Source organism: Pseudomonas bubulae (assembly GCF_900618535.1).
GTDB classification, from domain to species: Bacteria; Pseudomonadota; Gammaproteobacteria; order Pseudomonadales; family Pseudomonadaceae; genus Aquipseudomonas; species Aquipseudomonas bubulae.
This window is the reverse complement of the sequence record NZ_UYJA01000001.1, coordinates 57,771-82,461: the sequence shown is the minus strand read 5'-3', so window position 1 is coordinate 82,461 and position 24,691 is coordinate 57,771. Positions and strand designations below refer to the sequence as shown.

At 58.7% G+C, this 24,691-nt stretch carries 23 protein-coding genes, 1 tRNA gene and 1 pseudogene; 9 read left to right on the top strand and 16 right to left on the bottom strand.

From position 1 onward, the window contains the following. Positions 1–8 precede the first annotated feature (8 nt). Both dmpG and PPTH39_RS00375 read left to right on the top strand, forming a co-directional pair. On the top strand, positions 9–1,031 hold the full coding sequence (gene dmpG / locus PPTH39_RS00380; protein ID WP_095018480.1) for a 4-hydroxy-2-oxovalerate aldolase: 1,023 nt from the start codon (positions 9–11) through the stop codon (positions 1,029–1,031). A gap of 71 nt (positions 1,032–1,102) precedes the next feature. Continuing rightward, positions 1,103–2,416: an MFS transporter gene (locus PPTH39_RS00375; RefSeq protein WP_095000065.1), complete on the top strand. Its 1,314-nt coding sequence runs from the start codon at positions 1,103–1,105 to the stop codon at positions 2,414–2,416. Here the strand turns inward: PPTH39_RS00375 and PPTH39_RS00370 are convergent. Continuing rightward, the gene (locus PPTH39_RS00370; protein WP_130871366.1) at positions 2,389–3,471 is read right to left on the bottom strand and encodes an NAD(P)H-dependent flavin oxidoreductase; all 1,083 of its coding nucleotides are present in this window, start codon (positions 3,469–3,471) and stop codon (positions 2,389–2,391) included. The two genes, PPTH39_RS00375 and PPTH39_RS00370, sit on opposite strands and share 28 nt — an antisense overlap. 142 nt (positions 3,472–3,613) lie before the next feature. Beyond that, positions 3,614–5,173 (bottom strand): L,D-transpeptidase family protein, encoded by a 1,560-nt coding sequence (locus PPTH39_RS00365; RefSeq protein ID WP_095000063.1) that lies wholly within the window; start codon positions 5,171–5,173, stop codon positions 3,614–3,616. 144 nt (positions 5,174–5,317) lie between these two features. On the opposite strand from PPTH39_RS00365, the gene PPTH39_RS00360 reads away from it, so the two are divergent. Both PPTH39_RS00360 and PPTH39_RS00355 read left to right on the top strand, forming a co-directional pair. Then, on the top strand, positions 5,318–6,037 hold the full coding sequence (locus PPTH39_RS00360; protein ID WP_095000062.1) for a murein L,D-transpeptidase catalytic domain family protein: 720 nt from the start codon (positions 5,318–5,320) through the stop codon (positions 6,035–6,037). Between the two features lie 53 nt (positions 6,038–6,090). Continuing rightward, entirely contained in the window at positions 6,091–6,948 is an 858-nt protein-coding gene (locus PPTH39_RS00355; RefSeq protein ID WP_095019847.1) for a GNAT family N-acetyltransferase, read from the top strand. A gap of 164 nt (positions 6,949–7,112) precedes the next feature. Here the strand turns inward: PPTH39_RS00355 and PPTH39_RS00350 are convergent. The 3 genes from PPTH39_RS00350 to PPTH39_RS00340 form a co-directional block, all read right to left on the bottom strand. Continuing rightward, a tRNA-Gln gene (locus PPTH39_RS00350) sits at positions 7,113–7,187 on the bottom strand. A 274-nt stretch (positions 7,188–7,461) separates the two neighbouring features. Then, positions 7,462–7,932, bottom strand: coding sequence for an anti-virulence regulator CigR family protein (locus tag PPTH39_RS00345; protein WP_130871365.1), 471 nt, complete (start codon positions 7,930–7,932; stop codon positions 7,462–7,464). A gap of 87 nt (positions 7,933–8,019) precedes the next feature. Beyond that, positions 8,020–8,532: a GNAT family N-acetyltransferase gene (locus PPTH39_RS00340; RefSeq protein ID WP_130871364.1), complete on the bottom strand. Its 513-nt coding sequence runs from the start codon at positions 8,530–8,532 to the stop codon at positions 8,020–8,022. A gap of 396 nt (positions 8,533–8,928) precedes the next feature. On the opposite strand from PPTH39_RS00340, the gene PPTH39_RS00335 reads away from it, so the two are divergent. Further along, positions 8,929–9,765, top strand: a complete 837-nt coding sequence (locus tag PPTH39_RS00335) for an endonuclease (RefSeq protein WP_095018476.1) — start codon at positions 8,929–8,931, stop codon at positions 9,763–9,765. Between the two features lie 512 nt (positions 9,766–10,277). On the opposite strand, the gene PPTH39_RS00325 is transcribed toward PPTH39_RS00335, so the two are convergent. The 6 genes and pseudogenes from PPTH39_RS00325 to PPTH39_RS00300 form a co-directional block, all read right to left on the bottom strand. Next, complete coding sequence (locus tag PPTH39_RS00325; RefSeq protein WP_130871363.1) at positions 10,278–11,267, bottom strand: hypothetical protein; 990 nt, start codon at positions 11,265–11,267, stop codon at positions 10,278–10,280. A gap of 48 nt (positions 11,268–11,315) precedes the next feature. Then, positions 11,316–12,293, bottom strand: coding sequence for a hypothetical protein (locus tag PPTH39_RS00320; RefSeq protein ID WP_130871362.1), 978 nt, complete (start codon positions 12,291–12,293; stop codon positions 11,316–11,318). Then, positions 12,278–12,970, bottom strand: a complete 693-nt coding sequence (locus tag PPTH39_RS00315; RefSeq protein WP_106117233.1) for a hypothetical protein — start codon at positions 12,968–12,970, stop codon at positions 12,278–12,280. Before PPTH39_RS00315 ends, PPTH39_RS00320 begins: the two co-directional genes overlap by 16 nt. 5 nt (positions 12,971–12,975) lie before the next feature. Next, a pseudogene (locus PPTH39_RS00310) lies at positions 12,976–13,431 on the bottom strand (baseplate complex protein); the annotation flags it as partial. Then, a complete protein-coding gene (locus PPTH39_RS23585; RefSeq protein WP_198417381.1) occupies positions 13,368–14,126 on the bottom strand; it encodes a hypothetical protein in 759 nt (252 codons plus the stop codon). The gene PPTH39_RS23585 and the pseudogene PPTH39_RS00310, both read right to left, overlap by 64 nt. 93 nt (positions 14,127–14,219) lie before the next feature. Continuing rightward, positions 14,220–15,281 carry a site-specific integrase gene (locus tag PPTH39_RS00300; protein WP_130871360.1) on the bottom strand — a complete coding sequence of 354 codons (1,062 nt, stop codon included), beginning with the start codon at positions 15,279–15,281 and terminating at the stop codon, positions 14,220–14,222. Positions 15,282–15,383: 102 nt separating this feature from the next. Between PPTH39_RS00300 and dusA the strand changes: the two genes are divergently transcribed. Beyond that, positions 15,384–16,394 carry a tRNA dihydrouridine(20/20a) synthase DusA gene (gene dusA, locus PPTH39_RS00295; protein ID WP_130871359.1) on the top strand — a complete coding sequence of 337 codons (1,011 nt, stop codon included), beginning with the start codon at positions 15,384–15,386 and terminating at the stop codon, positions 16,392–16,394. Between the two features lie 80 nt (positions 16,395–16,474). Here dusA and PPTH39_RS00290 read toward each other — a convergent pair whose 3' ends face one another. Both PPTH39_RS00290 and PPTH39_RS00285 read right to left on the bottom strand, forming a co-directional pair. Then, positions 16,475–18,064, bottom strand: a complete 1,590-nt coding sequence (locus tag PPTH39_RS00290) for a tannase/feruloyl esterase family alpha/beta hydrolase (RefSeq protein WP_130871358.1) — start codon at positions 18,062–18,064, stop codon at positions 16,475–16,477. 177 nt (positions 18,065–18,241) lie between these two features. After that, positions 18,242–18,904 (bottom strand): TetR/AcrR family transcriptional regulator, encoded by a 663-nt coding sequence (locus PPTH39_RS00285; protein WP_130871357.1) that lies wholly within the window; start codon positions 18,902–18,904, stop codon positions 18,242–18,244. A 213-nt stretch (positions 18,905–19,117) separates the two neighbouring features. Here PPTH39_RS00285 and PPTH39_RS00280 point away from each other — a divergent pair, with 213 nt between their 5' ends. The 3 genes from PPTH39_RS00280 (at position 19,118) to PPTH39_RS00270 (ending at position 22,013) form a co-directional block, all read left to right on the top strand. Then, positions 19,118–19,957 carry a TauD/TfdA dioxygenase family protein gene (locus PPTH39_RS00280; protein ID WP_095021135.1) on the top strand — a complete coding sequence of 280 codons (840 nt, stop codon included), beginning with the start codon at positions 19,118–19,120 and terminating at the stop codon, positions 19,955–19,957. Between the two features lie 51 nt (positions 19,958–20,008). After that, a complete protein-coding gene (locus PPTH39_RS00275) occupies positions 20,009–20,779 on the top strand; it encodes a class II aldolase/adducin family protein (protein ID WP_095021136.1) in 771 nt (256 codons plus the stop codon). A 130-nt stretch (positions 20,780–20,909) separates the two neighbouring features. Further along, positions 20,910–22,013, top strand: a complete 1,104-nt coding sequence (locus tag PPTH39_RS00270) for an alkene reductase (RefSeq protein ID WP_095024602.1) — start codon at positions 20,910–20,912, stop codon at positions 22,011–22,013. Between the two features lie 48 nt (positions 22,014–22,061). Here the strand turns inward: PPTH39_RS00270 and PPTH39_RS00265 are convergent, their stop codons facing one another. The 3 genes from PPTH39_RS00265 to PPTH39_RS00255 form a co-directional block, all read right to left on the bottom strand. Next, entirely contained in the window at positions 22,062–23,009 is a 948-nt protein-coding gene (locus PPTH39_RS00265) for a LysR family transcriptional regulator (RefSeq protein ID WP_095032362.1), read from the bottom strand. A gap of 161 nt (positions 23,010–23,170) precedes the next feature. Beyond that, complete coding sequence (locus tag PPTH39_RS00260) at positions 23,171–23,614, bottom strand: nuclear transport factor 2 family protein (RefSeq protein WP_095000034.1); 444 nt, start codon at positions 23,612–23,614, stop codon at positions 23,171–23,173. Between the two features lie 167 nt (positions 23,615–23,781). Next, a complete protein-coding gene (locus PPTH39_RS00255) occupies positions 23,782–24,675 on the bottom strand; it encodes a LysR family transcriptional regulator (RefSeq protein ID WP_095018463.1) in 894 nt (297 codons plus the stop codon). Positions 24,676–24,691 lie beyond the last annotated feature (16 nt).

The window sequence follows — 24,691 nt, the reverse complement described above, 5'->3', positions numbered from 1 at the left end:
AGCCGATCATGGATCTTCGCGGCAAAAAAATTACCGTGCATGACATGTGCCTGCGCGACGGCATGCACCCCAAGCGTCACCAGATCAGCCTGCAGCAGATGAAAGACATCGCCTGCGGCCTGGACGCAGCCGGCGTGCCGCTGATTGAGGTCACCCATGGCGACGGCCTGGGTGGCAGCTCGGTGAACTACGGCTTCCCGGCGCACACCGATGAGCAGTACCTGTCGGCCGTGATCCCGATGATGAAAAAGGCCAGGGTGTCAGCCCTGCTGCTGCCGGGTATCGGCACCGTGGACCATCTGCAAATGGCCCATGAACTGGGGGTCAATACCATCCGCGTGGCGACCCATTGCACCGAGGCGGACGTGTCCGAGCAACACATCTCCTATGCCCGCAAGCTGGGCATGGACACCGTGGGTTTCTTGATGATGGCCCATATGAACAGTCCCGAGGGGCTGGTCAAACAGGGCAAGTTGATGGAGAGCTTCGGCGCCAACTGCGTGTACCTCACCGATTCGGCCGGCTACATGCTGCCACACGATATCAAGGCGCGGGTTGCAGCCCTGCGTGCGGCCCTGCACCCGGACACCGAGATCGGCTTTCACGGCCATCACAACCTGTCGATGGGCGTGTCCAACTCCATCGCGGCCATCGAGGCCGGAGCCACCCGCATCGACGCTGCAGCGGCCGGGCTCGGCGCGGGTGCGGGGAATACGCCGATGGAAATCCTGGTGGCCGTTTGCGACCGCATGGGTATAGAAACCGGGGTCAGTGTGTTTGGCATTCAGGACGTGGCCGAGGATCTGGTGGTGCCGATCATGGACTTCCCGATCCGCAGCGACCGCGATGCCCTGACCATGGGCTACGCCGGGGTGTATGGCTCGTTCCTGCTGTTTGCCAAGCGCGCCGAGAAAAAGTACGGCGTGCCAGCACGGGAGATTCTGGTGGAGATGGGTCGCCGCGGCATGGTTGGCGGCCAGGAAGACATGATCGAAGACACCGCCATGACCCTGGCGCGCCAGCGGGCCTGAGGCGTCGCACCTTGACGGAGGCGCTGACCGGGTCAGCGCCTTCGGCGTTTTTACCTCACAGGAAACCCACCATGTCCAACACTCATGTCGGCTGGCGCAGCCATGCTTTGCTGTTATTGCTGGCAGCGGTGTTTGCCGACAACTTTGTCGGGCGCCAGATTCTGGCAGTGATGATTGAGCCGATCAAAGCCGAGTTCGGCGTCAGTGACACAGCGATGGGGCTGATTTCCGGCCTGGCCTTTGCCGCGGTATTCGCCCTGCTTGCCCTGCCTGCCGGTCGCCTGGCCGACCGTATGGTACGCACCCGCTTATTGGCCATCGCCTGTTTGCTGTGGGCCGTGGCAACCATGTTGTGCGGGCTGGCAGTGAGCTTCTGGATGCTCGCCCTGGCACGCATGGCTGTGGCGGTGAGCGAGTCGCCGACCACCTCGACATCGATGTCGATCATTGCCGACCTCTACCCGCCCCATCGCCGATCGTTTGCCATCAGTTGCTTCACGGCGGCACCGACCTTCTCCGCAGTGATCGGCCTCAGCCTTGGCGCCTGGGTGGTTGAGCACTATGGCTGGCGCACCGCGTTTATCGTGATCGGCATGCCGGCGCTGATGTTCTCCACGCTGCTGGCCTTTGTGGTGAAGGACCCGGCGCGTGGCCGCTGGGACCTGGCCAGCGCCCACGCGGCCCACCCCCTGCAGAGCATGGGCAGCGAGGCACGCAAACTCTGGGCCCTGCCCGCTTACCGTTGCCTGGTGATGGCGGGTGGTTTGACCACCCTGGGCTCGTATGCAATCGGCATGTGGAACACCAGCTTTCTGGTGCGCTCCCACGGTTTGTCACTGCAACATGCCGGGTTGCTGGCGGGTTTTATCTGTGGCGGCTTTGCCGGGATCGGCGCCTTGTTCAGCGGCTGGCTGAGTGACCACCTGACCCGGCGCAACCCGCACTGGCAAGTGGGCATTCCGGTCATAGGGCATGTGACAGCGCTCAGTGCGCTGTTCGCCTACCTGCTGTGGCCAAACACAGTGTGGCTGCAGGTGGGCAGCGTACCGGTGCCCAGTGCGATGCTGCTGTGCGCGCTCTACAGCTTTTTTTCGGTGTGGTGGGTGGCGCCGTCGTTCAATCTGATCACCCAACTGGTCCCGGCCAACCGCCGGGGTACGGCGATGGCCTTGCAGACCATTATTTCGACCCTGCTGGGGATTGGCCTGGGGCCGTTGCTGGCCGGTTTGCTCAGCGATGCCCTGCAGCCGGCTTTCGGTATCGAATCGCTGCGCTATGCATTACTGCTGGTAAGCCTGCCGGTGGCAGGTGCAATCATGTTGCTGATTCGCACCGCCAGCCATGCCGGGCAAAATTGCTATAGGCATGTAGAGCGGGCGGCATAATCGTCGATAAATTTGCGTGTCAGCTCATACGACGTCAGCTCGGCCATGCGCCCGGGGCTCAGGGGGAAAGCCTGGCCCGCCCACAGGTTGATAAAGTCGCCGCTGTCAGCCCCGGACTTGGCCTTGAGCGGCAGCAGCACACCACCGGCCAACGGAAAGGCTGGCGCCTGGGAGTTGATCGGGCCCAGTTCGCGCATGACCCGATTGACGATGCCCCGTGCTGGCCGCCCGGTAAACAGATTGGTCAGCGCGGTATCACTGGCCTGAGCCTCGCGCAACGCACGGTGATGAGCCCTGGCCAGCTTTGCTTCAGGGCAAAACAGGTAAGCAGTGCCGATTTGCACGGCACTGGCGCCAAGTGCAAACGCCGCCGCGATCCCTCGCGCATCGGCGATGCCGCCTGCAGCAATCACCGGCACTGACACGGCATCGACGATTTGCGGCACCAGAGCGAAGGTGCCGATTTGCGTGGTCAGCTCACGATGCAGGAACATCGCCCGATGACCGCCCGCTTCATAGCCCATGGCGATAATTGCGTCACAGCCGTGGTGTTCCAGCCATTGCGCCTCGTCAACCGTCGTGGCCGAACTGAGCACCCTGGCCCCACAGGCCTTGACCCTGGCCACAAACTCCGGTGCCGGCAGGGCAAAGTGAAAACTCACCACTTCGGGGCGCAATTCCTCAACCAGGGCGCAGGTGGCTTCATCGAAAGGGGCGCGGCTGGATATCGGAGTGGGCGCGTCATAATCGGCGCCGAGCTCGCTGTAATAGGCCTTGAACAGCGACTTCCACTGCTCGATGGCAGCCTCGTCGTACTCCGGAGGCTGATGGCAGAAAAAGTTCAGGTTGAGCGGCTGGTCGCAGGCAGCCCGAAAGGTTGCCACCTCGCTGCGGATGGCCTCCAGGCTCAACGTGGCACAGGCCAGTGAGGCCAGCCCCCCGGCCTGTGCCACGCCGATCATGATAACGGCGCCAGCGCCCAGCATCGGTGCCTGAATCAGGGGGTGGGCGATACCCAGCAGATCGGTGAAACGCGAATCGGGCCAGCAGCTCATGGGGGCTCTCAGGGTCGACAATCGGGAGCTGGATACTAGTGGCTCGCCTGCAGATGAGGCAAGTTGCCCAAGACTATGTAGCAGCTGACGAGCGGAGCGAGGCTGCGTTCGTCAGCTGCTACGAAAGTCCGCAATGGCCGAATTATTTTTTGCTGGCCAGAGCCGCAATCAATGCCGGGTCATGATTGTAGATATCCGGTGCGTAGGTCACCTTGCCGTCCTTGTTTGCCTGGGCGGTCCAGTAGGTCATCAGGATCGGTGTCGGGTTCGACAGCCTGAACTCATGGGTCAGCCCGGTACCCAACAGCTCCTCGCTACGGACTTTTTCGGCAGGTGTCACCAGCAAGTCACGCAGCTGGAACACCGCTTCAACCCGCACGCAACCCGAACTGAAAGCCCGTGGCCCCTTGCTGAACAAGGCCTGGCTAGGGGTGTCGTGGAGGTACACCGAGAACGGATTGGGGAAGCGGATGGCAATACGGCCCAACGGGTTCCTCGGCCCCGCGCCCTGGCGCAGCAGGATGTTGCCCGGTCGATCCCAGTCGATATCCTGAGCCGCCAGCGGCTGGCCGTTGCTGTCCACAATCTGCAGGTCCTGACGGCTGAGGAAAGACGGGTCGCGACGGATCTGCGGCAGTTTGTCTTCACGAAAGATGGTCGGCGGAATGGTCCAGGTCGGGTTGAGCGTAAGGCGATTGACCCGGGACTTGAGCAGCGGGGTCTGGCGCTCGGCACGACCGACCTGGGTGCGTGTCTGCCACACCGGCACACCGTTGCGGTACACGGTCAGTTGCGCTGCGGGCACATTGACCAGCAGGATATCGGGCTCCAGATCCTGGGCTATCCAGCGAAAGCGCTCCAGATTGATGCGCAGCTGCTCACGCCGCGCCTGGGGGCTGATGTTGAGTTCTTTAAGGGTGCCCGCGCCGATTACACCGTCGGCCTGCAACGAATGGTCGAGCTGGAAGCTCTTCACCGCCGCCACCAGTTCATTGCTGTAATGGTGATCGACAGTCGCCGGCAGGTGGCTGAGGTAGCCTTCACTGACCAGTCGCCGGGCCAGCTCGGGCACCCGCGCATCCTCAGCCCCCGGACGCAGCAACGGCCCGCTGGCCAGTGGTTGCCATTGTGGCAAGGGTTGCTGACGCTGGCGGGCATAGACCCGACGCAGGTTTTGATACAGCTCGTTTTGCGGGCGCGCCTGTTCAAAAGCCCGGGGCAAGTCCGCCAGGCCCGGGCCGGCAAAGGCCAGGATGCGGGCCTGGCGGTCTTGTGCAACCTCACTGGCATGCCATACCGGCTCGAACCGCGACTGCTGCAGGCGACCATAGTGCAGGTCCTGCAAGGCTTGCAGATACTGCTGGCTGATCCCGATATCGGCACACAGATCACCAGCGACAGGCAGTTTGTAGGTGTCGGGGTCCAGACCGTCATCCGCCAACTGCGCAAGCTCCCCTTGCAGGGCGCTCAAACGGCCATTGACCGACCATACCGGCTGGTCATTCTGCCCCTGATAAAACCCCTGCAGCATTCGCAGCATCGGTGCATTGACCCGTGGCGCCAGGACCGGACAGGCTTGCGGCAGTTGGCTGAGCGCTTGTTGTACCGGGCTTGTGGTGTCTGCCTGTAGGGGATCGGCTACAGCGACCAGTGGCACAGTCAGCAAGGCAATGCTCAAGTAAAATGCGCGTTTTTTGAACAACTGCTTTACTCCAATTATGGGCCGTCATCTTTAACTTCAGCTCAATCAGCGGTCACGGCAAACCCACAGGCTAGCAGTTAAAACCCAAGCGCCAAGTTATCGGCGCAGCATTACTGGTCTGACTCCATCGAGAATACGCAAATCATGCTCAACTTTTTACGCCGTTTTTGCTTTGCAGCCATCGCCTTAAGCGCAACCTGCACTACTGCCTACGCTGCTAATCCGCTCTTGCTCAACAAGCTCAGCCATGCCGCCCCGGAACTCAACCCCCAGGCCCTGAAAAGTGCCCTCAGCGCCATGCAGTGCGCGGTCAATAACGGAGCCAAACAGGCTCGGCATCTGGCGGTAATCGACTTCTCGCAACCTTCAACCGCTCGCCGTCTCTGGATCTTTGACCTGACCCGCAAGACATTGGTTCTGCGTGATCTGGTGGCCCACGGAAAACAATCCGGCGAGAACTTCGCCACCAGCTTCTCCAATACCGAAGGCAGCAACCAGTCCAGTCTCGGCCTGTTCAGCACCCAGGAAAGCTATGTGGGCAGCCATGGTTACTCATTGCGCATGGACGGCCTTGAGCCCGGCATCAATGATCAGGCCCGTGAACGGGCGATCGTGATCCACCCCGCCAATTACGTGAACCCGCTGTGGAGCAAAACCCAGGGCCGCATCGGCCGCAGCCTCGGCTGCCCGGCGGTCCGCCCGCAAGTGGCGCGTCAGGTCGTAGATAAACTCAAAAATGGCCAGTTCATGTTTGCCTGGTACCCCGACCAGCAATGGCTGCAATCCTCGGCCTACCTCAACTGCCAGCCACGTCAGGTGGCGAGCATCATGTCGGCCAGGCATGAGGTCGCACACGGGGGTTGAAAGCGCGGCGGCAATACCTGTAGATAGTGCGCACATGTTCCAGGAGTTTCATCATGCCCGCGCCGCAACAGGCTGCCTTCACTTACCGCGCCATGATCCGGGCCGACTTGCCCGCCGCCCACAGGTTGTCCGCGCAACTGAACTGGCCCCATCGCCTGGAAGACTGGGCGTTGTTGCACCGGTTGTGCAAAGGCTTTGCGGCCTGCGAAGGTGAGCGCTTGATCGGCACGGCGTTCGCCTGCCCACAAGGTGCGTTTGCAACCATTGGCCTGGTGGTGGTCAGCCCCGATTATCAGGGCCAGGGTGTTGGCCGCCGATTGATGGAGCTGGCGCTCGAGGCCTGCAAGCCGGCCACGGCGATCCTCAATGCCTCGGCGGCAGGCGCACCGCTGTATCTGAGCCAGGGCTTTATCGAGTTCGGCACCCTCGAGCAGCGCCAGGGCCCGGCACAATGTATGGCCCTTGAACCGCTGGCCGCAGACGAACACTGCCGCAGCCTCAACGCAGAGGATCAGGCACGGCAACTGGCACTGGCCAACGCTGGCAGCGGGCTGGATCGCAGTGCCATTTTCGCCCATCTGCACGACACTATCGAACACACGGCCGGTATCGAGTGCGGTGGCCAGTTACAGGCGTTTGCCCTGTTGCGCCGCGCCGGAAAGGGCCATTGCATTGGCCCGGTGATTGCCCAAAATCCCCGGCAGGCCAGGCACCTGATCGCCACCCTGCTCTCACGGATCCCTGGCCAGTTTGTGCGTATCGATGTGCCACATAACAGCGGTCTGTGTGAATGGCTGACGCGGGCCGGCCTGGGCCCAGTAGACCGGGTGACCCAAATGGCCCTCGGCACACCCCCGCAATCCACTGAAGGTGTTCACCAGTACGCACTGCTTTCACAGGCAATGGGTTGAGCTGCAGAAACGCGCAGGACTGATCCGCCACAAACCGAATGGGCAAGAAAAAGACAGTGGTATTAATTGGTATGGGATGGGTGACTAGCGAGGTTGCGTCAGGCCGAACGGCGTTGACGCTGTGCTTGGAGAGTCTTGCCCGATGCTGGACAAGATCTGGAAAATGGCAGGGGCGGCTGGATTTGAACCAACGCATGGCAGGATCAAAACCTGCTGCCTTACCGCTTGGCGACGCCCCTGTAGTTGTTGCGATGAATGCCTGGCATTCATTTAACGTCCTTGCAGCTTGCGAATGTTGCCAATCGCCGTGAACCTGTAAGGGTTCGCTGTGAGAACGAGCGCAAATATACCCGCACTCTGAGGATATGGGAAGCACTTTTTAAATAAATTTATTCAAAAACAGCCACTTAGTGAGAAACACTGGCACATTGCCCCGGCTGGCCGGGCTTTTCCCGGGTCTAGTCGAGGGATAAGCCCGGAGTTTCAGGCACTGATCGACACAACGGCGTCACATCAATCAAAGGCACCATTGAGAATCTCATAAACCAACCCGGTGGCAATGGATACCAGAATCAACTCCGTGCCCACCTGCTGCCATTCGTACCCCTCGTAATGAGGCAGCCTGCTGACCAGTCGGCCATCCAGCTTTTTGGCAATACCCGGCGGCAGCGGCTTGCCCCGCGCCAGATTCTTCTGGATGCCGGGCGGCAGCGCCTGGCTTCGGCTACAGTAATCTCTATGCCCGTGAATGATTTCAAGCGTGGCTGCACGATTGATACTCGGGCCATGCGCCCTGTCGTCAGCGCCTGACTTCTTACCTTTATTGCCCTGGCCACCTTGCTTGCCATGATCCTGGTCATAGTGCTGACCGCCTTTGTCATTGCCTTTACTGTTCCCGTTACCTGGATCGGCCGAGGCAGTGACCGGGCCACAAACAAGCGCAACACACGTAATGGCTGTAATCAGTGAACGAGGCGTTAGCATGGTCGAGGACTCAGAATAAGGGTGGTCCTCTGACTATAGACGACAGCTTAAGTTCGTCAGGGCATCAAGCTGCCACCCAGTGCTGCTTCAGCTGTGCTCCGGTGCGAACCAGGCCATGGTGATATCCGCGATCAGACTGCCATCGGGTAGGCGTATACGCTTTTCAAGACGACCTTCTTCCACAAAGCCGAACTTCAGATAAAGGTGCCTCGCACGGCGATTGACCTCACGCACCCGCAGTTCGACTTTTACCAGCCCCGGGCGATCCCCGGCCCACTGCAACAAGCGCGTCATCAACACATGGCCGATACCCTGCCCCACATAGTCGGGATGCACAACGATAGTCAGGCTCATAACGTGCTTAAAGGCCTCAAGCCCGATTGGCTCAAGCAAAGCATGCCCGACAATCTGGTCATTCCATTCAACCACCAGGTAAAGGCCATCATCCTTCAGGGCAAGAATTTTTCGCTCAAAGGCTGCAGTGTTAAACTCACTTGGCCGCGAGACAAGCAAACCGGGGGTTTTGGCCGTTTCACGCTCGGCATTGCAGAGCTGCGTCGCATCCGTTAGTTGCGCATGACGAATGACCAGGTTTTCCAAGCGATAGCTCCCTATAAACTGTTCTGAGTAGGTCAACTGCTTGCGCTCGAAAACACGCAATTCCTGATTAACTTACGCACCCTTACAGCGCACACAAATCTGCGCGGTCTGCATTTCCCTCCGCCCTCAGCCCTTCAAGCAATAACTGTTCCCGTTGATCAATCCTCGTAGAGCAAGGCGTTCTTGCGATGTGTTTTGTAGCACTCCCGTGGTACAAACAGCAGTAATACGTGACATTGAATACCCTGACGCGTCAGGCATTGAGCGAGCTTCTGGCACATCACGCCTGGACTATTGGTAAAAGCTGCGCGGTGAGGTGTTCAATTGCATTGCCCCGAACTGAAATTGGCCATGCTTGGTACATAGGCCTACTGATCCACCTTGAAGGTGCACCCCATGCCCGCCCCTACTGCTCGCCCCGACCTTGTTTATACATACCCGACCCACCTGCGCGCTCAGGTCGAGGCCGCCCCGCGAGCACCCGGGGTGTATTTCTTTTACGCTGCTGGCGAGTCCATGCCGCTCTATATCGGTAAAAGCATCGATATACGCAGCCGACTGCTTTCCCACCTGCGCGCGCCGGAAGAAGCCCGAATGCTGCGCCAGACACAACGGATCGAGTACCAGCAAACCGCAGGAGAAATCGGTGCCCTGCTGTTGGAGTCCCGCCTGATCAAAGAACTGCAACCCTTGAAGAACAAGCGACTTCGTCGTCAACAGCGTCTGTGCTCATTGCGGATTGTCGACGGGGTACTGGAAATCATCGACACCACCACCATCTGCGACGGGCCACAGTTGTACGGGCTTTTCCGTAACCGGCGGATGGCCACCGAAGCCCTGATGCAGATTGCGGACGAGCACCGGCTCTGCCACACCCTGCTGGGCCTGGATAAATCAACGGGACGGGGCTGCTTTCGGGCTCAGATAGGCAAGTGCGCCGGTGCCTGCAAAGGGGCAGAAAGCCCTAAGGCGCATACCCAACGCTTGTTGAGTGCCTTGGAACGCTGGGCCGTGCATCACTGGCCCTATCCAGGCGCAATCGCATTGCACGAGCAGCATGGCGAGATCGAGGAGTACCACGTCGTGGACAGCTGGCGCTATATCGGCACCTATACCTGCGAGTCTGAAGCCAGACTGGCCCCCAGACTGACAGGGCAGGCATTCGATGCCGACTGCTACAAAATTCTGGTGCGGCCCGTCTTGCTCGAGAGCACGGCAATCATCATGCTTTGATTGCGAACGTGCCGATCCAGGATAACTGCCTCGAGCTTTTTGACGACCTTTATGTGCCGCTGAATGACTGGCCCATCTCTTCCACTCGCTTGGCAAGCTGGACGTAAGCCTACAGCCAACACACGTTCACATGACTGACGGTGTGTGCTTCAGTCCGTCGACTGCATCCAGTATTTGCCGCACCCGATCTGTAACAGACATGTCCCCTTCAAGCTTTAAGACCGTACAGGTAAGCGCAGACAGCCATTCCTGATGCCTGGCCAGGCTACGTCCAGGGACGCCCCCCTCATCGTACTGAGCTGCCCAAGCCAGAAACTCCGGCTTTGCATTCTGTGCAAATGGCAATCGCCTGCAGAGCCCCACGGCCCGCCTGGGCTGCAGGATCGTTTGCACTACATTCGAATTTGCACAAAAAAAGGACACAAGGCCCGTCGGCGGGAGGGGGATAAGTGCTTTTTCATGTGCTTTTTTCTTTGGGTGGAGTTTTTCGGATAAACACTATGGTCTTGCGATCAGCTTTCGTCTAAGCCGAAGCATATTGAATCTGAGCAAAACACTTTACTGTAGCACTGATAAACTACATGCTTGTTATATATGCTGAGGGAAGGAAGGTCGTCATGAATATGCACGGCACTGATTTTTTTTGTTGCTTTAAATAATTTAATCTGCCTATCTGTCAAGCACCCTGAGGCCGCAGAGTCAATATCAGAAAATATATATCGTATGAAACTTTTTGAACTCAAATTAAAATCAAATGAGAGATAATCCTGCTCAGGGAGCGGAGTACTAAATCCTCGATCAGACAAAAGACAAGAGTGATTTTCGTAGGTGTGAATGAAAACCGTCAAGTAATAGTCTTGGTTACCAAGTAGACTTTCAATCATACTGTTTAAAAAATTACTTTCATTCTTCGCAAGGGGCGCTAGCACAAGAAAGATCACTCCTAACCACTCAACATAGTCGCTTTCTGATATCTTGAGTATTTCACAAAGATATCTTTGCTGCGGCTTGCTACCGGTCAGTACCCTTTCGAAGTTAGCTAGATGAACTGGATCCGTAGGTTTGAGGTTTCTTAAGTGAGGAAAGGTGTTTAGAACCTTTTTCGCTGAGTATGGATTGCGAACAAAATTCATGAATTTAATGGTAAGTATGTTAAGTATTTCCGACGTCACATCAGCCCCTGGAGCTTTCAGCTTCCCGAGCAACTCTAAAGTTACATCCTTGACGCCTGATTCATACTTTTGAAACAAATGCTCAAAGTTGTATCTGTCAGCGCCATCACTCAGCACATCAAAGCTAAATAAGTCACTAAGACTAAGAGCCCCCCTTATTGGCGTCCCTTTTTTAGAGCGCAACTTTATCCTGTGGTTCTCTCGATCAACAACCTCAAACTCGAATATCCGCATCTCCTTCCCGTTGGCGGACATAGGGTTTGATGCATTTAAACGCTGTTCTGACTGCGACAAAAAATGTTGATTTTTTGTACCATTCTTAAGGCTCACTCTCACACCCCCCTAATGCTGTCCACTCACAATACACTATGCATATATTCACAGCGTAACCGGCTTCAGCTTTTCGGCTAGAGCAATCGTTTGAGTACTTATTGTCATGAAAGTAGCAGCATCCGTAGGGCTGGGAGTCGGTCCCGGTACGTGCGTATGCCCCGCCAGTTGAGTGCTCATCTCCTGCACCAGGTCGAGCAAATCACAAACCACCTGAAACAAGTTCAAGCTATCCGACCCGATCCAGTTTTTAGGTGCGACCAAACGCTGGCCCTCCCCCGCCACGCTTTTGCGCAGACCCTCGATCCGCTCCTGCATATCGCCACCCACGGTGGCGTTGTACTTATCCCCAACCACCAGATTCAGGTCGCGGCCAGTGGCTTGGTGCAAATCATCTACAGCTGCCACGCTCATTGACCCGCCTGACAGCAGTTTCATGGCGCCCAGGGCTTCTATGGATTTGACCCCGCCGACTGTTTCCTTTGAGTGGTCGTCCACGGTTTGGCTGTGGCTTTGATAGTGCTCCTGGTTGTCTAGGGCCTGCACTTCGCGGTCAGCTGAAAAGTCCTGTATGCGGCCATCGGTCTGCCGCGACCAGTTACCGTCGGCGTCCACGCGCTGCTGGGCGGTTTCGCTGTGCTGCCAGACTTGATCCCCTTTGGGCACCTTCGGCAAGCTCAGGCCGTGGGGCAAGATGGTCTGGATAAAGGGCTTGCTGGGCATGCCGTAGGCGAAGTTGACCACGACCATGGTGCCTTCGGCCGGGAAGGCGAAAAAACCCATCTCATCACCGCCCACGGGCACGGGCAGCGGTACACCGGCCAGGATCGGCAGGTTGGGGTCAGGTTCACCGTCCTCGGCCAGTACCTGCAGGTCTACCGCGTACCGGGGCCGGAAGTTGTCGCAGATCCCGGACTGGGCCGGGGCATCGGCCACGCCTTGCACTAGGGCGAATCTGGGCAGGTGGTAGCCGCCGCTCAGCTCGGGGAATTGACGTTCTACGGCGCGTTTTATTGCTTCTTCCACTTCAAACCCATTTGATTTGCGGCCAGCGACACCGAAACGATGCGTTGCGCCTGGTTAAAGGTTGCACCAGGGCGAATGCCTGGCATGGCGGCTACCATGGCGCTTTCGTTGCCCTGGTAGCCGTCGAACAGTTCGATTGGCAGCTGCAGGGGCTCTCGGGCACCAAAAAAGCTGTCGGCCCAACTGCCCACAAAGACTTCGCCGTCGCCTTGCTGCTGCCAGATCGGGTCGGGGATGCTGAAAACCCGGGCCAGGCTGTCCATGGCTTGAATGCCGGTGGCCAGGTTGTAAAAGAACGGGGCTTTGACCTTTGCATAGGGCTGGTCAGGCACGCGGAATGTAAGCCCTGTCTTGTTGCTGATAGCGGTCAGGACGGCGCGCAGATCCACGTGGCGCAGGTTCAGCGGCAGCGGCTGGCTCAGGATTGCAGCCAGTTCGCGGCAGAACAGCACCTGCTCGACGGCGTTCACGCTGGTACTGCGCTCGACGTAGCCAATGAAAAACCGCTGTAGCGGCTTGTCGTTGTATCCAATGTCCAGCGTCACCAATCCTTTTAACGGGGCTTTGGCCTGCACCGTGAACGAGGCTCGCCCCGGGGTGCGCAGCTCCAGCCGGACATCATCTTTGACCAGCGGGTATACGGTGCCGCCGATGGTCAGCACTTTGTGCAGTTTCATGGCGGTCAGCCCATCCAGTTATCAATTTTTTTCAGCACGGCTTCAAAGCCGGTCAGCTCTTGCCCGGGTTTTTCCGGATCACTGCCGTTCTCACCGGCAACGCCTTGCCCGGGCGCCGACTGACTGGCCACGCTGTTGCCGGTACGACGACCTTCTACCCGCTCGGGGTTGCTCAGCTTTTCGGTCAGCGTGAACTGGATCAGCCAAGCCTGCAGCGTGTCGTGTTCCCGGGAGCTGACCCCATCGCTGAATTGCACCTGGCGCATGCCAAATGCTGCGGCCGTGTCGTGAACGATGCGATAGGTTTTAAGTTGGCCACCGCTCTCCGTTGCCTCGGCCAGGCGCATCAGTGTGCGCAACCAGTCCGCATCGGCATGCCGAATCAGCCCGGAAAAGGTCAGGGTTTTGGGCTTGAAGCCGGTGTGGGCCGTGTCGCTGTTGCTGGTCTGGCCCGACATATCTCCCATTCATGGCCTGGGGCCTGGCCTTCCAGCAGTTGGGCGCTCAGCTCGGCGCCGTTCCCCGGGCCAATCAGTCGGCATTGCATGGTGGTTTCAGCGGCGTTCCCGGTCAGCAACTGCTGCAGCTCGGCCAGCTTGCGGTCGTGGGCCTGACTGGCCTTGCGTGCAGCCAGTGCCGCCAAGTCGGCCATGGGCGAGCTGTCAGCGGCGTAGCCCTCCAGCGCCGCCAGTTGGCTGGACAGCGCCTGGCTTGCGGCTTTGGTCACGGTGCAGCGCTCCAGGGGCATCTGGCCCCAACGCGGCAGCGCGCCGGCAGACGGCAATTCCCACTTTTCCGCTTCCAGCTTGAACAGCTGCTGGGCACGGCGCTGGGCGCGCTCCAAATCCGGGAACGGCAGCAAGGCGTTGAAACGCGCCAGGGTGGCGGCGAACTGGTCGTACCGCGTGCCCAAGAACAGGATCACCAGGGCGTACTGCTGGCCGGTGGGCAACCCGATGTCGTGGCTGTCCTTGAGTTTGGCGCTCAGCAGCTGCAGCAGGTTCGGCGCGGCCAACAAAGCCATGAGCCGCCCGGGTTCATCAGCAAAGCGCTCAAACACCACAACCGCGCTGTAACGCATGTCCGCAAAGTGCATGCCCTTCAGATCAGGCTTCCAGATCAGATCCTGATTGACCTGCCCTAGCTGCAACCACAAGGACAAGCTGCTGTACGCCCGCCATGATGAACCCTGGATGATCATTTGCGGGCGACCTGAAAAGTGCAAATTCACAATGCATGTGAAGGAGATTTACAAAGACCTTTTCGAGAACTGGAGCAAACGGGTATAGCGACGCATCGAGTTCCAGTCGCGGTGCCCCGATACACTGGCCACCCTCGGTATATCCCAATCCATTTCAAACAAGCGACTGACACCCTCATGGCGCAAGTCGTGAAAGTGCAGATCGATGATCCCCAAAAACTTGCAGGCCCGTGCCCAGGATGCGGAAGTTGATTCAGCACTGTAGGGAAAAATCACGTCTACTGTCTTTGGCATTGACTGCAGGATGGCCAAGGCTTCAGGCGGTAGATGACACCACACATCATTGCCTATCTTCTGCCCGGGATTCTTCATATCCCGCACCAGGACTCTACTCCCCTCCGCGTCCAGATCCGACCACTTGATCCGGGTGATCTCTTCCTGACGCCGAGTCGAGAACAAGGCAAACGCTGTCATCTTGAGCATATTGATCGAAGTCGGGCGCCTGTCCTGAATCGATTGGAAGTACTCCAGCAGCCTATCCAGCTCATCCAGAGTCGGGCGGCGGTCACGTTCACGGCTGCGCATGTTGTAGCCCAACTTGCGCAAGACTTTGCGGGCATTGCCCATTACTTGAGGGTCGACGTCATAGCCCCATGCCGGGCGCGCAATCGAAAGCACAGCCCCAAGGTGCGCCAAATCATTGCCAGCGGTCTGAGGCAGCACCTCGCCGCCCTCTGGCCCCATTCGCCAGACCGCGTACTCAACCAGAATCTGGCAGTTCAAGTCCTGGTCACTCACCGCGCCCAGGTAGGACTCGCTGATAGCTTTGAGTGTGGCCAGCTTGGTTTTTCCCAGGCCACGGGCTTTTTCCATTTCGACCATGTATCGATCGATCATTTCCTTAACCGTGGCGCCTATCCGGTTTGCCCGCTCGATCGCGCCGGGTTGATCCAGTTCGGCTTCACGCTTGCGAACCCATGCTTGGGCGGCCTGTTTACGGGCGAAAGTCTGGCTCTCTTGATAGACTTGCGCCCCTTCACGAATCAGGCGTATTTGAGCCGTGTAACTGGTGCTGCCGTCAGTGCGTTTGCGTGCTCTGATCGTGGCCATGGTCAACTGGTACAATTCGAAATTGAGATGGTACATTGTACCAGTGACATGCAAAAAACGCCCTTTTACCCCCTAAAACACGCCTTAAACACGTAGAGCAAAATGGTAGAAAAATCAGCTACAAACCCCGCAAACAAAGGCTCTGCGGTGTCCAGGCGCTTTAGCGTGGCACCTATGATGGATTGGACAGATCGCCACTGTCGGTTTTTTCTGCGTCTGCTATCCAAAAACGCCTTGCTGTACACCGAAATGGTCACTACGGGTGCGCTGATCAATGGTGATGCCGAGCGCTTCTTGCGTCATGACGCGTCTGAGCATCCGCTGGCCTTGCAACTGGGAGGGAGTGTTCCGGCTGACTTGGCCGTTTGCGCACGCATGGCTCAGGATGCAGGGTATGACGAGGTGAACCTGAATGTCGGCTGCCCCAGCGATCGGGTGCAGAACAATATGATCGGCGCCTGCCTGATGGCGCATCCGACGCTGGTGGCCGATTGTGTCAAGGCCATGCGCGATGCGGTCGCTATCCCTGTCACGGTCAAGCATCGTATCGGCATCAACGGCCGCGATAGCTATGCACAACTGTGCGATTTCGTCGGTACGGTTCGTGATGCCGGCTGCACCAGTTTCACCGTGCATGCGCGTATTGCCATTCTCGAAGGGCTGTCGCCTAAAGAAAACCGCGATATCCCGCCTCTGCGCTATGACGTTGCCGCGCAGTTGAAAACCGATTTCCCTGAACTGGAGATCATTCTCAACGGCGGGATCAAGACCCTCGAGCAATGCCAGGAACATTTACAGGTGTTTGATGGTGTGATGCTCGGTCGCGAGGCCTATCACAACCCGTATATTCTGGCCGAGGTCGATCAACGTCTGTTTGGCAGTTCTGCCCCTGTCATTTCGCGGGTAGAGGCGCTCACGCTGTTGCGGCCTTATATCGCAGCGCATATAGCCGCGGGTGGTTCAATGCACCATATCACGCGTCATATTTTGGGGCTGGGCCAGGGGTTCCCTGGCGCCAGGCGCTTTCGTCAACTGCTGTCGGTGGATATCCATAAGGCCAAGAACCCGTTGGCATTACTGGATCAGGCCGCAGAACTGCTGGTAGGCCGCTGAAACCAGCGCAATAGCGCCGGCGCAAGGTACACAAAGGCCTGCATGAGACTTCTCATGCAGGCCTTTGTTTTTTTGCACCACTATTGCGTTACTTCGACACAGGCATAGCTGTCGGCATTGTCGATATCGCCCTTGCCCGCATAACGGGCGACCTGCGGCCAGGCACATAGCGGGCGGGTGCGCACAACCTTGCCGTCTTCAATTTTCGAAGCGACGATGCGCTGCGGTGCTACGCCGTGTTCCACCCAATTGTCGATAAAGGCCAACTTGTCAAAGGTGTCGCAGCCCGCACCGCCGTAACAATGGCCCATGCCCGGGATCAGAAACAGCCGGGCCGAGGCCCGGGCCGCCTTGCCCGAATCGCGCAGCAGTGACTGGTAGTAGTCGATCAGCTCCTGGCCGTTATGAAAATCGTTCCAGCCCACATAAAGCAGTAGCTTTGCCCCCCGGTCGAAAAATGCCGTGAGGTTGGAGTCAACGTGCAACAAGGGCCCGAGCCTGTTCACAGCCTCATTCACGGTCTTGTCCCAGTCCATGGTCGTCCAGTCCCAGTCCGGATCCTGGAAAGCCGCGTACTTGAACAGGTCCAGGGCCACCGGGAACGCTTGGCCATCGACAAAATCACCGAGCAGGTTTTCATTGCCCTTGGCCACGCCAGGAAAGATCACTTCCCCGGTACGCGGGTTGATCGGCCCTCGATAGAGCTGCTGCATCAGCTCTACCTGCCCCGCCGTCAGGCAGTCGGCTGTCTCGGTGCCTTTGCACTGCAATTGTTCAGGCTCAAAATCGCAATGCTGCGGGTCGTTGATAAACCCCTGCTTGAGGCCAATGGGCGTGGCGCAGGCCTTGAGCGCCGCCTTGCTGACCATCTCGAGCTTGGCCTTGGTCATGTTCACATCGCGGTGGCGACCGAGCAACCAGCCGGGCCAGAGCTGGGCGGCATTGAACTTGACCAGCGGGTTGGGCGGCGCACCGGCGACGATACCATCGTAGTCATCGGGAAAGCGCCTGGCTTCGATCAGACCTTCAAGGCCGCCCAGCGAACAGCCTATCCAGTACGCCCGGCTGGTGGGTTTACCGTAATAGGCCTTGATCAGTTCCTTGGCATGTACCGTCATCAAGTGATCGGCGCGCCAGGCATAATCGATCAGCTTTTCCGGGTGGCCCAGGGCGAACTGCCCGCCCTTGCCTTCTTCAGTACTGCTGTCGTGTCCGGTATCGGTCGCTGCCGTGGCGTAGCCCTGCTCAAGCCCGGCGAGCATGGCCGGGTACATCATCGCTCCGCCCCAGCCAAAACTGCCGACACCCAGTAACTTGCCGTTCCAGCCATTGAGCGGCAACCAGACTTCGATCTTGATATCTGAATCGCTGCTGGGCCTGAGTGTGGCAGCAACCCTGCAAAAGGCCGGGTTTGGCCCGACTGCGGGGCGCCCTGCCGGGTTCATGCCGGAGAAACTCGCCAGCCGGGTCAGCGGGTTTTCCGGCATTTGGTACTGCCCGGGGGCAATGGCCTCGGCCACGGTGATGGTCGCATCGGGCAAGGCCCTGGCGGCCAAGGTGCTGCAGGTGTCTTCTGCATGGGCTTGCGCTGCCATAGCCAGGGTCAGCAAGCTGACGGCTGCGTACCGGAGAAACGGGCGTAGTGCTGAACATGGGTGATTAATTTGCATATCCCTGCCTTCGGATCACGCTCAAGAACAGACGCTGCGCGGTGGGTGCACTACCACGACCTTAGTTGCAGGATAAAGAAGGTCAAGGTGCAACTGGCTGTTTCAAGCTGACTGATGATCCGTGTAGCGCCCGCAACTGCTCGGCGTGCGAAGCCGCACAGCGGGCCGACCTCCAGATCACTCCCGCGTGCAAGGCCGCAGGCACCCCATGGCCATGGCCACCAGGCTATCGAGCAGCGCCCTGGATTCAAGCTGGTCCGGCATGTCTTCCAGTACCGAGCGGATAACACTGCGCAGCCCCTGCCCGAGCAGGTAAGCGGCCATGGCCGGGTGTTGCGTGGATATTTCATCCTCATACAACTGCAGCAGGGGCAACCAGGTCGCTTCGATAAATTCCCCGGTGGTGGTATATGGCCCGCGCCACATGCCCAGGTGCAAGGCCGAGTGATAGCGCAAATGAAACACCTTGTTCAGCCTGAACAAGCGTGTTTCGACGCGAATGATGTTGGCCAGAATTTGTTCCAGCGCCGACTTCAGGGGCACGCCAATCAACTTTTCCCGCACCTTCAGCATCTGCTCGGACTCTTCGTCGAGCACACGCTCGTACAGCAAAGCCACGATGGCGTCCTTGCTGGGAAAATACTGGTAGATCGAGCCGACCGCGACACCAGATACCTCGGCGATGCGGGCGACCGTCAGCGCCGCCTCTCCTGCTTCATCCAGAATCTGCAGGCAGGCTTGCTCAACAGCATCGACCAGTGCCCGTGAGCGGGATTGCACCGGCCGCTTGCGCAGCGCAGGCATCAGACCCTTTGTATTGTCATCGGCTGGCTTGCTCATGGGAACCCGAGCGGAGTATTTACTGCTGTTCTTAATTTCAGATATTTTCCTTTTATATCAGTAGGTTAAACACACAATCAGATGCCCGCAGAATGCGAATATCTCAACCCTGATGACGTCAGTATGATCTTTGGAGACGCTCGGACATCGTCCAAACGTGTAGTGATACGCCCTCTATAAGATCGGATATTTCAGCCTGCCGGGAGATTGCCCATGCCTTCACCACTCACCCTCCAGCCCCTTGGCCCACACCTGGGCGCCGAAGTGCTTGACCTGGATCCTGCCACTGTTTTTCAGCCGCAAACCCTGGCGGCACTGGAAGCTGCGCTGGTCAAACATGAAGCCCTGGTACTGCACGCCCCATGGCTACAGCCAGAACAACACCTGGCCATTGCACGATATTTCGGCGAGCCCGAAGTTCACACGTTCTATCCCAACCTGGGCGCAGGCTTTGAACAGATCACCGTGATCGACTCCAGGCTGGGTGACCGGGCGGATATGTGGCACCACGACGAGAGCTTCCTGCCCGACCCGCCGATTGTCACCATGACCCACGCCCAGATCCTTCCCCCCTGTGGCGGCGATACATGCTGGATCAGCATGACCACGGCCTATGACAGCCTGTCCGGGCGTATGCAGCACTACCTCGACGGGCTCAGCGCCTGGCACGACATGAACGGGCCCATGACGGCAGCGCTGCGCCAGAGCGTCGTCAGCCATGAGCGCTATGCCGAGGTCGTGCAGATGAACCGCCGCCACCTGCACCCGCTGGTGATCCAGCACCCGGTGTCCGGTCGCAAAGCCCTGTATCTGAGCCCGACCTACACCACCCATATCGAAGGTATGGCCCCCTCTGAAAGCGACGCGATCCTGGACTATCTCCACGCGCACTGCCAGCACGTGCAATTCGGGTTTCGCCATCGCTGGCGTGTCGGTGACATGGTGCTCTGGGACAACCGAAGCGTGTTGCACAACGCCATTCTGGACTACCAACCCCATCAACGGCGCATGCAGCGCACCTCGGTATTCGCCCGCGAACCCTTGCAGGCGTGAGTTCTGAAGGAACATTCACGGATCACAACCGCTGCAGAGGAGCACACCAGAATGATGAACGATGAACTTAATCACGACCTCCTGGCCCGCTACATTCCCAGGCCAGGCCGGTATGCACTGTTGCCCGAACTGACTGCGCACCAACGCGTGGCGCTGCTGTGCCGGGTGCTGTATCGAGAGGGTTATAACGACCATATTGCCGGTCATGTCACCGTCAAGCAGGACGATGGCACCTATTTGGCCAACCCCTGGGAGCTCACCTGGGGCGAAGTAACCGCCTCGGACATCCTGCGCCTCGACCAGACCGGCAAGGTCATCGAAGGCGAATGGAACATCACCCCGGCGATCAACCTGCATATGGATTTACATGCCGCGCGCCATGATGTTGAGGTGGTCATCCATAACCACCCGCGCTGGGCAGGCGTCTGGTCAGCCGCGGGGCGCATCCCGCCGGTTTACGACCAGACCTCCGCCCTGGTTGATAGCGACCCGGTGCTCTACGACGAATATCGCGGTACCGTCGAGGACACCGTCCTCGGCCGCGCCGTAGTGACGGCACTGGGAGCCCAGAAATGGGCCATGCTCGCCAACCACGGTGTGCTAGTGGTCGCCAATGGCATTCGCCAGGCCCATTTGCGCGCGATCACACTGGAGTGGCGCAGCCGCCTGGCCTGGCATGTCGAGGCACTCGGTGGCGGCGCGCCGCTTCCTGCCCATGTCGCCCTCGCCACTGGAGAGCGCACCGATGCCAACGGTTTCCCGTTTCTGTGGGAAGCCATGGCACGGGAAGAAATCCGCCGCGACCCGACTGTTCTGGAGTAATTAACCCCGCAAATTATGGAATTCAACTCCGCAATGTTTGGAATCCAGGACCGATTATCCGGGATCAATATCACCGTATATTGACCCGGACTGGCGCCACGCAGCGCCCCACACCGGAGGTCCCTGCCCTATGAGTATTCTGTTTTCTCCATACACCTTGTCGGGAATGGAACTGAACAATCGTGTCGTGATGGCGCCCATGACCCGTGCCCGCGCCTTGAACGATATTCCTGACGCTTTGACGGTGCTGTACTACCGCCAGCGTGCAAGCGCCGGCCTGATCATCAGCGAAGGTGTGCCGGTTTCCATCCAGGGCCGCGGCTATCTGTTCAACCCCGGCCTTTATAATCAGGAACAAGTGGAAGGCTGGAAGCACGTCACCCGGGCCGTGCATGAGGACGGCGGCAAGATCTTCGCCCAGCTCTGGCATGTCGGCCGGGTATCCCACACCACGCTGCAACCGGACGGCGGTGCGCCGGTGTCATCCAGCAACAAGTTGGCGGCCAACTCCATGACCTATGCCTATGACGAGCACGGTCAACCGGGCCCGATCCAGGCCAGCCAGCCGCGCGCGCTGTCGACCGAAGAAGTCGGAGCGATCAAAAATGACTTTGTTCAGGCTGCCCGCCGGGCTATCGAGGCGGGGTTTGACGGGGTCGAAATTCATGGCGCCAACGGCTACCTGTTCGAGCAGTTTATCAATCCGTGTGTAAACGATCGTACCGACCGTTATGGCGGCTCAATCGAAAACCGCATTCGCCTGCTGCTGGAAACCATTGATGCGGTTGCCGACGCCATTGGGCGTGGCAAGGTTGGCGTGCGTATCTCGCCGTTTGGTCGCCTGTTCGACATGGCGCCGTTTGATGACGAAGCCCAGACCTGGGTCGCGGTGGCTCACGCCATTCATCAACGCGACATTGCCTACGTGCACTTGAGCGATCAATTAACCATTGGCGCCGAGCGCATGCCCGAAGGCTTTGCGCAGACTTTTCGCGAGTCGTATCAAGGCACACTGATTGCCGCTGGCGGCTTTGATCGCGAGTCGGCGCAAGCCGCACTGGAATCAGGCGCCCTGGACCTGGTCGCGTTTGGGCGGCCTTTTATTGCCAACCCGGATCTGGTGGAGCGGATGAAAAATAACTGGCCGATTGCAACCCCGGACCGCGCCACGTTCTACGGCAACAGCGGCGAAAAAGGCTATGTCGATTACCCCTTCCACTCGCCGAACCTGTAACGGTATTCAGCTGCAGCGCTTCACGTCATGGAGCTTGAGGCGCTGCATTCATGAACCCTGGGGGTTGGGCGCGCCCTGATCCGGGCGAAAAATCCCGGCATCGCGTCGGGCCAGTGCCAGCAGTTCATCGACGACCATTCTGATCTTGGGCTGTATGTAGCGCGTGCGTGGCCAGATCACGTGAATAGGCATCTCGGCACCGGCATATTGCTCAAGTACGGGCACCAGCAACCCCTGCTGGATATGCGTCTGCACCAGCCAGGTGGGCAGTTGGGCCAGGCCGCCCCCGGCCAGTGTCATGTCCAGCAACATTTCACCGTCTCCCACCTCATGCTTGACCCGCACGTCGTGCTCGTTGGTCTGCCCCTTTTCATCCACCAGCATCCAGCTTTTGCGAGTGCCGTTGCGCCAGCCGACAATGCAGTCATGCTGCAGGAGATCAGCCGGTGCCTGGGGCGTGCCATGCCTGTGCAGGTATTCGCGGGTCGCGCAAATCAACAGGCTCTGGCTGCCCAGCTTGCGGGCCACTATTTCAGCGTCATCCTTCAATGAACCGATTCGGACCACAAGATCGATACCCTCATTGACGATATCCACCAGCCGCTCACTGAAGCTGATGGAGAGATCGAGCTGCTGGTATCGCACCGCCATATCGATCAAGGTCGGCAAAATATGTCGGCGACCAAAGGCCGCCGGCAGATCGATCCGCAACCGACCGACAGGTTCCTGTTGGCCGGTGGTCAAAAAGCCCTGGGTCTCGGCCAGTTCATCCATTACCCGCAGGCAACTGGCCAGATAGGCCTCACCCTCGCTGGTGAGGTTCAGGCGCCGGGTGGTGCGATGCAAAAGCTTGACGCCAAGGCGCGCCTCCAGGCGAGTCACGCTCTTGCCAACGGCGGAACTGGTCACGCCAAGCTCCAGGGCTGCCGCTGTAAAGCTCAGTGACTGGGCCGCAGACACAAACTCACGAATACCGTCAAATGGGTTGCCCGTCATTGTGGCGTCCAAGGCTAAAGTTTAAGGATCTGCAGCTGAACAATAGCAAAGCCATGCAGTAATAGAGGGGTAAAACCCCGAGGCTTACCTTCTGCGCAAACAAAAATGCGCCCTGGATAAAGGCGCATCGTTCATGCTCAATCCTCGGAGCTGGCCCTGGATCAGGCTGCACGCTCAGGCCAGACCACTTCAAGGCGGGTATGGGTGATACGCCACTCGCCATCGATACGCCGGTACGTGTCGGCGTACAGCCCGAGCAACAGCAGCGGGTTCGGATCGGGCTTGGATGCGGTCTCGAAATCAATCAGGTAGCAACGCCCTTGCGCGGTATCGGGCCCGGTCAACTTGATCCAGTGGTTGGCGATCGCATGCAGAAACGGATAACTGCCCTGGTGGTCGCGATCGAAGAGTTTGAAGGCATCATTGAGGCCACTGCGGATGGCATCTATACCCGTCATTTTGCCGACCGTAACCTCCACCACCGCATCTGCCGAGAACACTTCGTCAAGGGCGTCGATAGTGTTGCTGTCCAGGTGATGTGCATAGAGGGTTCTGAGATTGCGAATCTCTTCGCGATCAAGCAACGCTTTGAGTTTGGTATCCATAACCTGTGACCTCTGTAGTAACTGGCTTGCCTGTGAAGGCTTGGGCTGCTCAGGACAATCAGCTCCTGACCTGTAAAACCTCTACTTTAGTCATGTTCCAGCACAAGATAATCACCCACAAATTCCAAACATTCTGGAATCACAGGATCAAATTCTTTATCTCTCACTCAACTGGCCGCGTTTTGAAGGGCTCGTTCACCAGCCTGCTCATCGTTAGCAAGCGTCTGGCACAGATCCAGCAGTTGGCATTGCAGCAATTTGCCCGCATGGCTCAGAGCGTTTTGCCCATACAACGCCAGAAATACCCCCTGGATATCCGGCAGGCCGCTGCCGGCATCAATCACCCTGTGTTCCGGACTGATCACCCGCAACGGCAACAAGCTGATACCCAGGCCCGCCGCCACGGCGGCGCAGACACTGGCCAGACTTGCGCTGGAGTAGTTGATGCGCCAGCGCCATCCCCCCACTTCAAGGTGATGGAGCATTTCATTGCGGTACAAACCGCCCACCGGAAACGCCACCAGCGGCAAGGGCTCGCGCCCCAGTGCGGGCGCTGAACGGCTGTCGACCCAACACATGGGTTCGGGCCAGCAAGCCAGGCAATCATCGCCCTGCCCCATCTGCTTGACCAATAACAGGTCGAATTCATTCTGGCGATAAAGCCGCATCAGTTCAGGCCCCAAGCCGCTGGTGACTTCCAGGCGCACTCCCGGGTGCTCCAGGCCGAACCGCGAAAGGATCGGCATCAAGCGCTCGGCAGCAAAGTCTTCAGGCACGCCGAGGCGCAACACCCCCTCACTGGCCTGGTTGAACAGCACATCGCGGGCTTCCTGATCAAGCGCCAGAATGCGCCGCGCATAGGCCAGCAGGCGCTCACCTTCAGGGGTGGCAATCACCCGGCGCTGTTCGCGGTCGAGCAGCTTGCAGCCAAGGCTGTCCTCCAGACGGCGGATCTGCTGGCTGACCGTCGACTGGGTGAGATGCAGACGCTGCGCCGCCCGGGTGAAATTGGCGCAGTCCACCACCGCGACAAAACTGCGTAACAGTATGGGATCAAGCATCCGCCTCACCATTCAC

Bases quoted from the DNA above. Each gene is read 5' to 3' on its own strand.
- PPTH39_RS00285 (WP_130871357.1), bottom strand. From the start codon at position 18,904: ATGAGCAAGCCAGCCGATGACAATACAAAGGGTCTGATGCCTGCGCTG.
- PPTH39_RS00370 (WP_130871366.1), bottom strand. From the start codon at position 3,471: ATGAGCTGCTGGCCCGATTCGCGTTTCACCGATCTGCTGGGTATCGCC.
- PPTH39_RS00300 (WP_130871360.1), bottom strand. From the start codon at position 15,281: ATGGCCACGATCAGAGCACGCAAACGCACTGACGGCAGCACCAGTTAC.
- PPTH39_RS00275 (WP_095021136.1), top strand. From the start codon at position 20,009: ATGATGAACGATGAACTTAATCACGACCTCCTGGCCCGCTACATTCCC.
- PPTH39_RS00315 (WP_106117233.1), bottom strand. From the start codon at position 12,970: ATGAAACTGCACAAAGTGCTGACCATCGGCGGCACCGTATACCCGCTG.
- PPTH39_RS00280 (WP_095021135.1), top strand. From the start codon at position 19,118: ATGCCTTCACCACTCACCCTCCAGCCCCTTGGCCCACACCTGGGCGCC.
- PPTH39_RS00375 (WP_095000065.1), top strand. From the start codon at position 1,103: ATGTCCAACACTCATGTCGGCTGGCGCAGCCATGCTTTGCTGTTATTG.
- PPTH39_RS00345 (WP_130871365.1), bottom strand. From the start codon at position 7,932: ATGCTAACGCCTCGTTCACTGATTACAGCCATTACGTGTGTTGCGCTT.
- dmpG (WP_095018480.1), top strand. From the start codon at position 9: ATGGATCTTCGCGGCAAAAAAATTACCGTGCATGACATGTGCCTGCGC.
- PPTH39_RS00360 (WP_095000062.1), top strand. From the start codon at position 5,318: ATGCTCAACTTTTTACGCCGTTTTTGCTTTGCAGCCATCGCCTTAAGC.
- PPTH39_RS00335 (WP_095018476.1), top strand. From the start codon at position 8,929: ATGCCCGCCCCTACTGCTCGCCCCGACCTTGTTTATACATACCCGACC.
- PPTH39_RS00290 (WP_130871358.1), bottom strand. From the start codon at position 18,064: ATGCAAATTAATCACCCATGTTCAGCACTACGCCCGTTTCTCCGGTAC.
- PPTH39_RS00270 (WP_095024602.1), top strand. From the start codon at position 20,910: ATGAGTATTCTGTTTTCTCCATACACCTTGTCGGGAATGGAACTGAAC.
- PPTH39_RS00260 (WP_095000034.1), bottom strand. From the start codon at position 23,614: ATGGATACCAAACTCAAAGCGTTGCTTGATCGCGAAGAGATTCGCAAT.
- PPTH39_RS00355 (WP_095019847.1), top strand. From the start codon at position 6,091: ATGCCCGCGCCGCAACAGGCTGCCTTCACTTACCGCGCCATGATCCGG.
- PPTH39_RS00255 (WP_095018463.1), bottom strand. From the start codon at position 24,675: ATGCTTGATCCCATACTGTTACGCAGTTTTGTCGCGGTGGTGGACTGC.
- PPTH39_RS00265 (WP_095032362.1), bottom strand. From the start codon at position 23,009: ATGACGGGCAACCCATTTGACGGTATTCGTGAGTTTGTGTCTGCGGCC.
- dusA (WP_130871359.1), top strand. From the start codon at position 15,384: ATGGTAGAAAAATCAGCTACAAACCCCGCAAACAAAGGCTCTGCGGTG.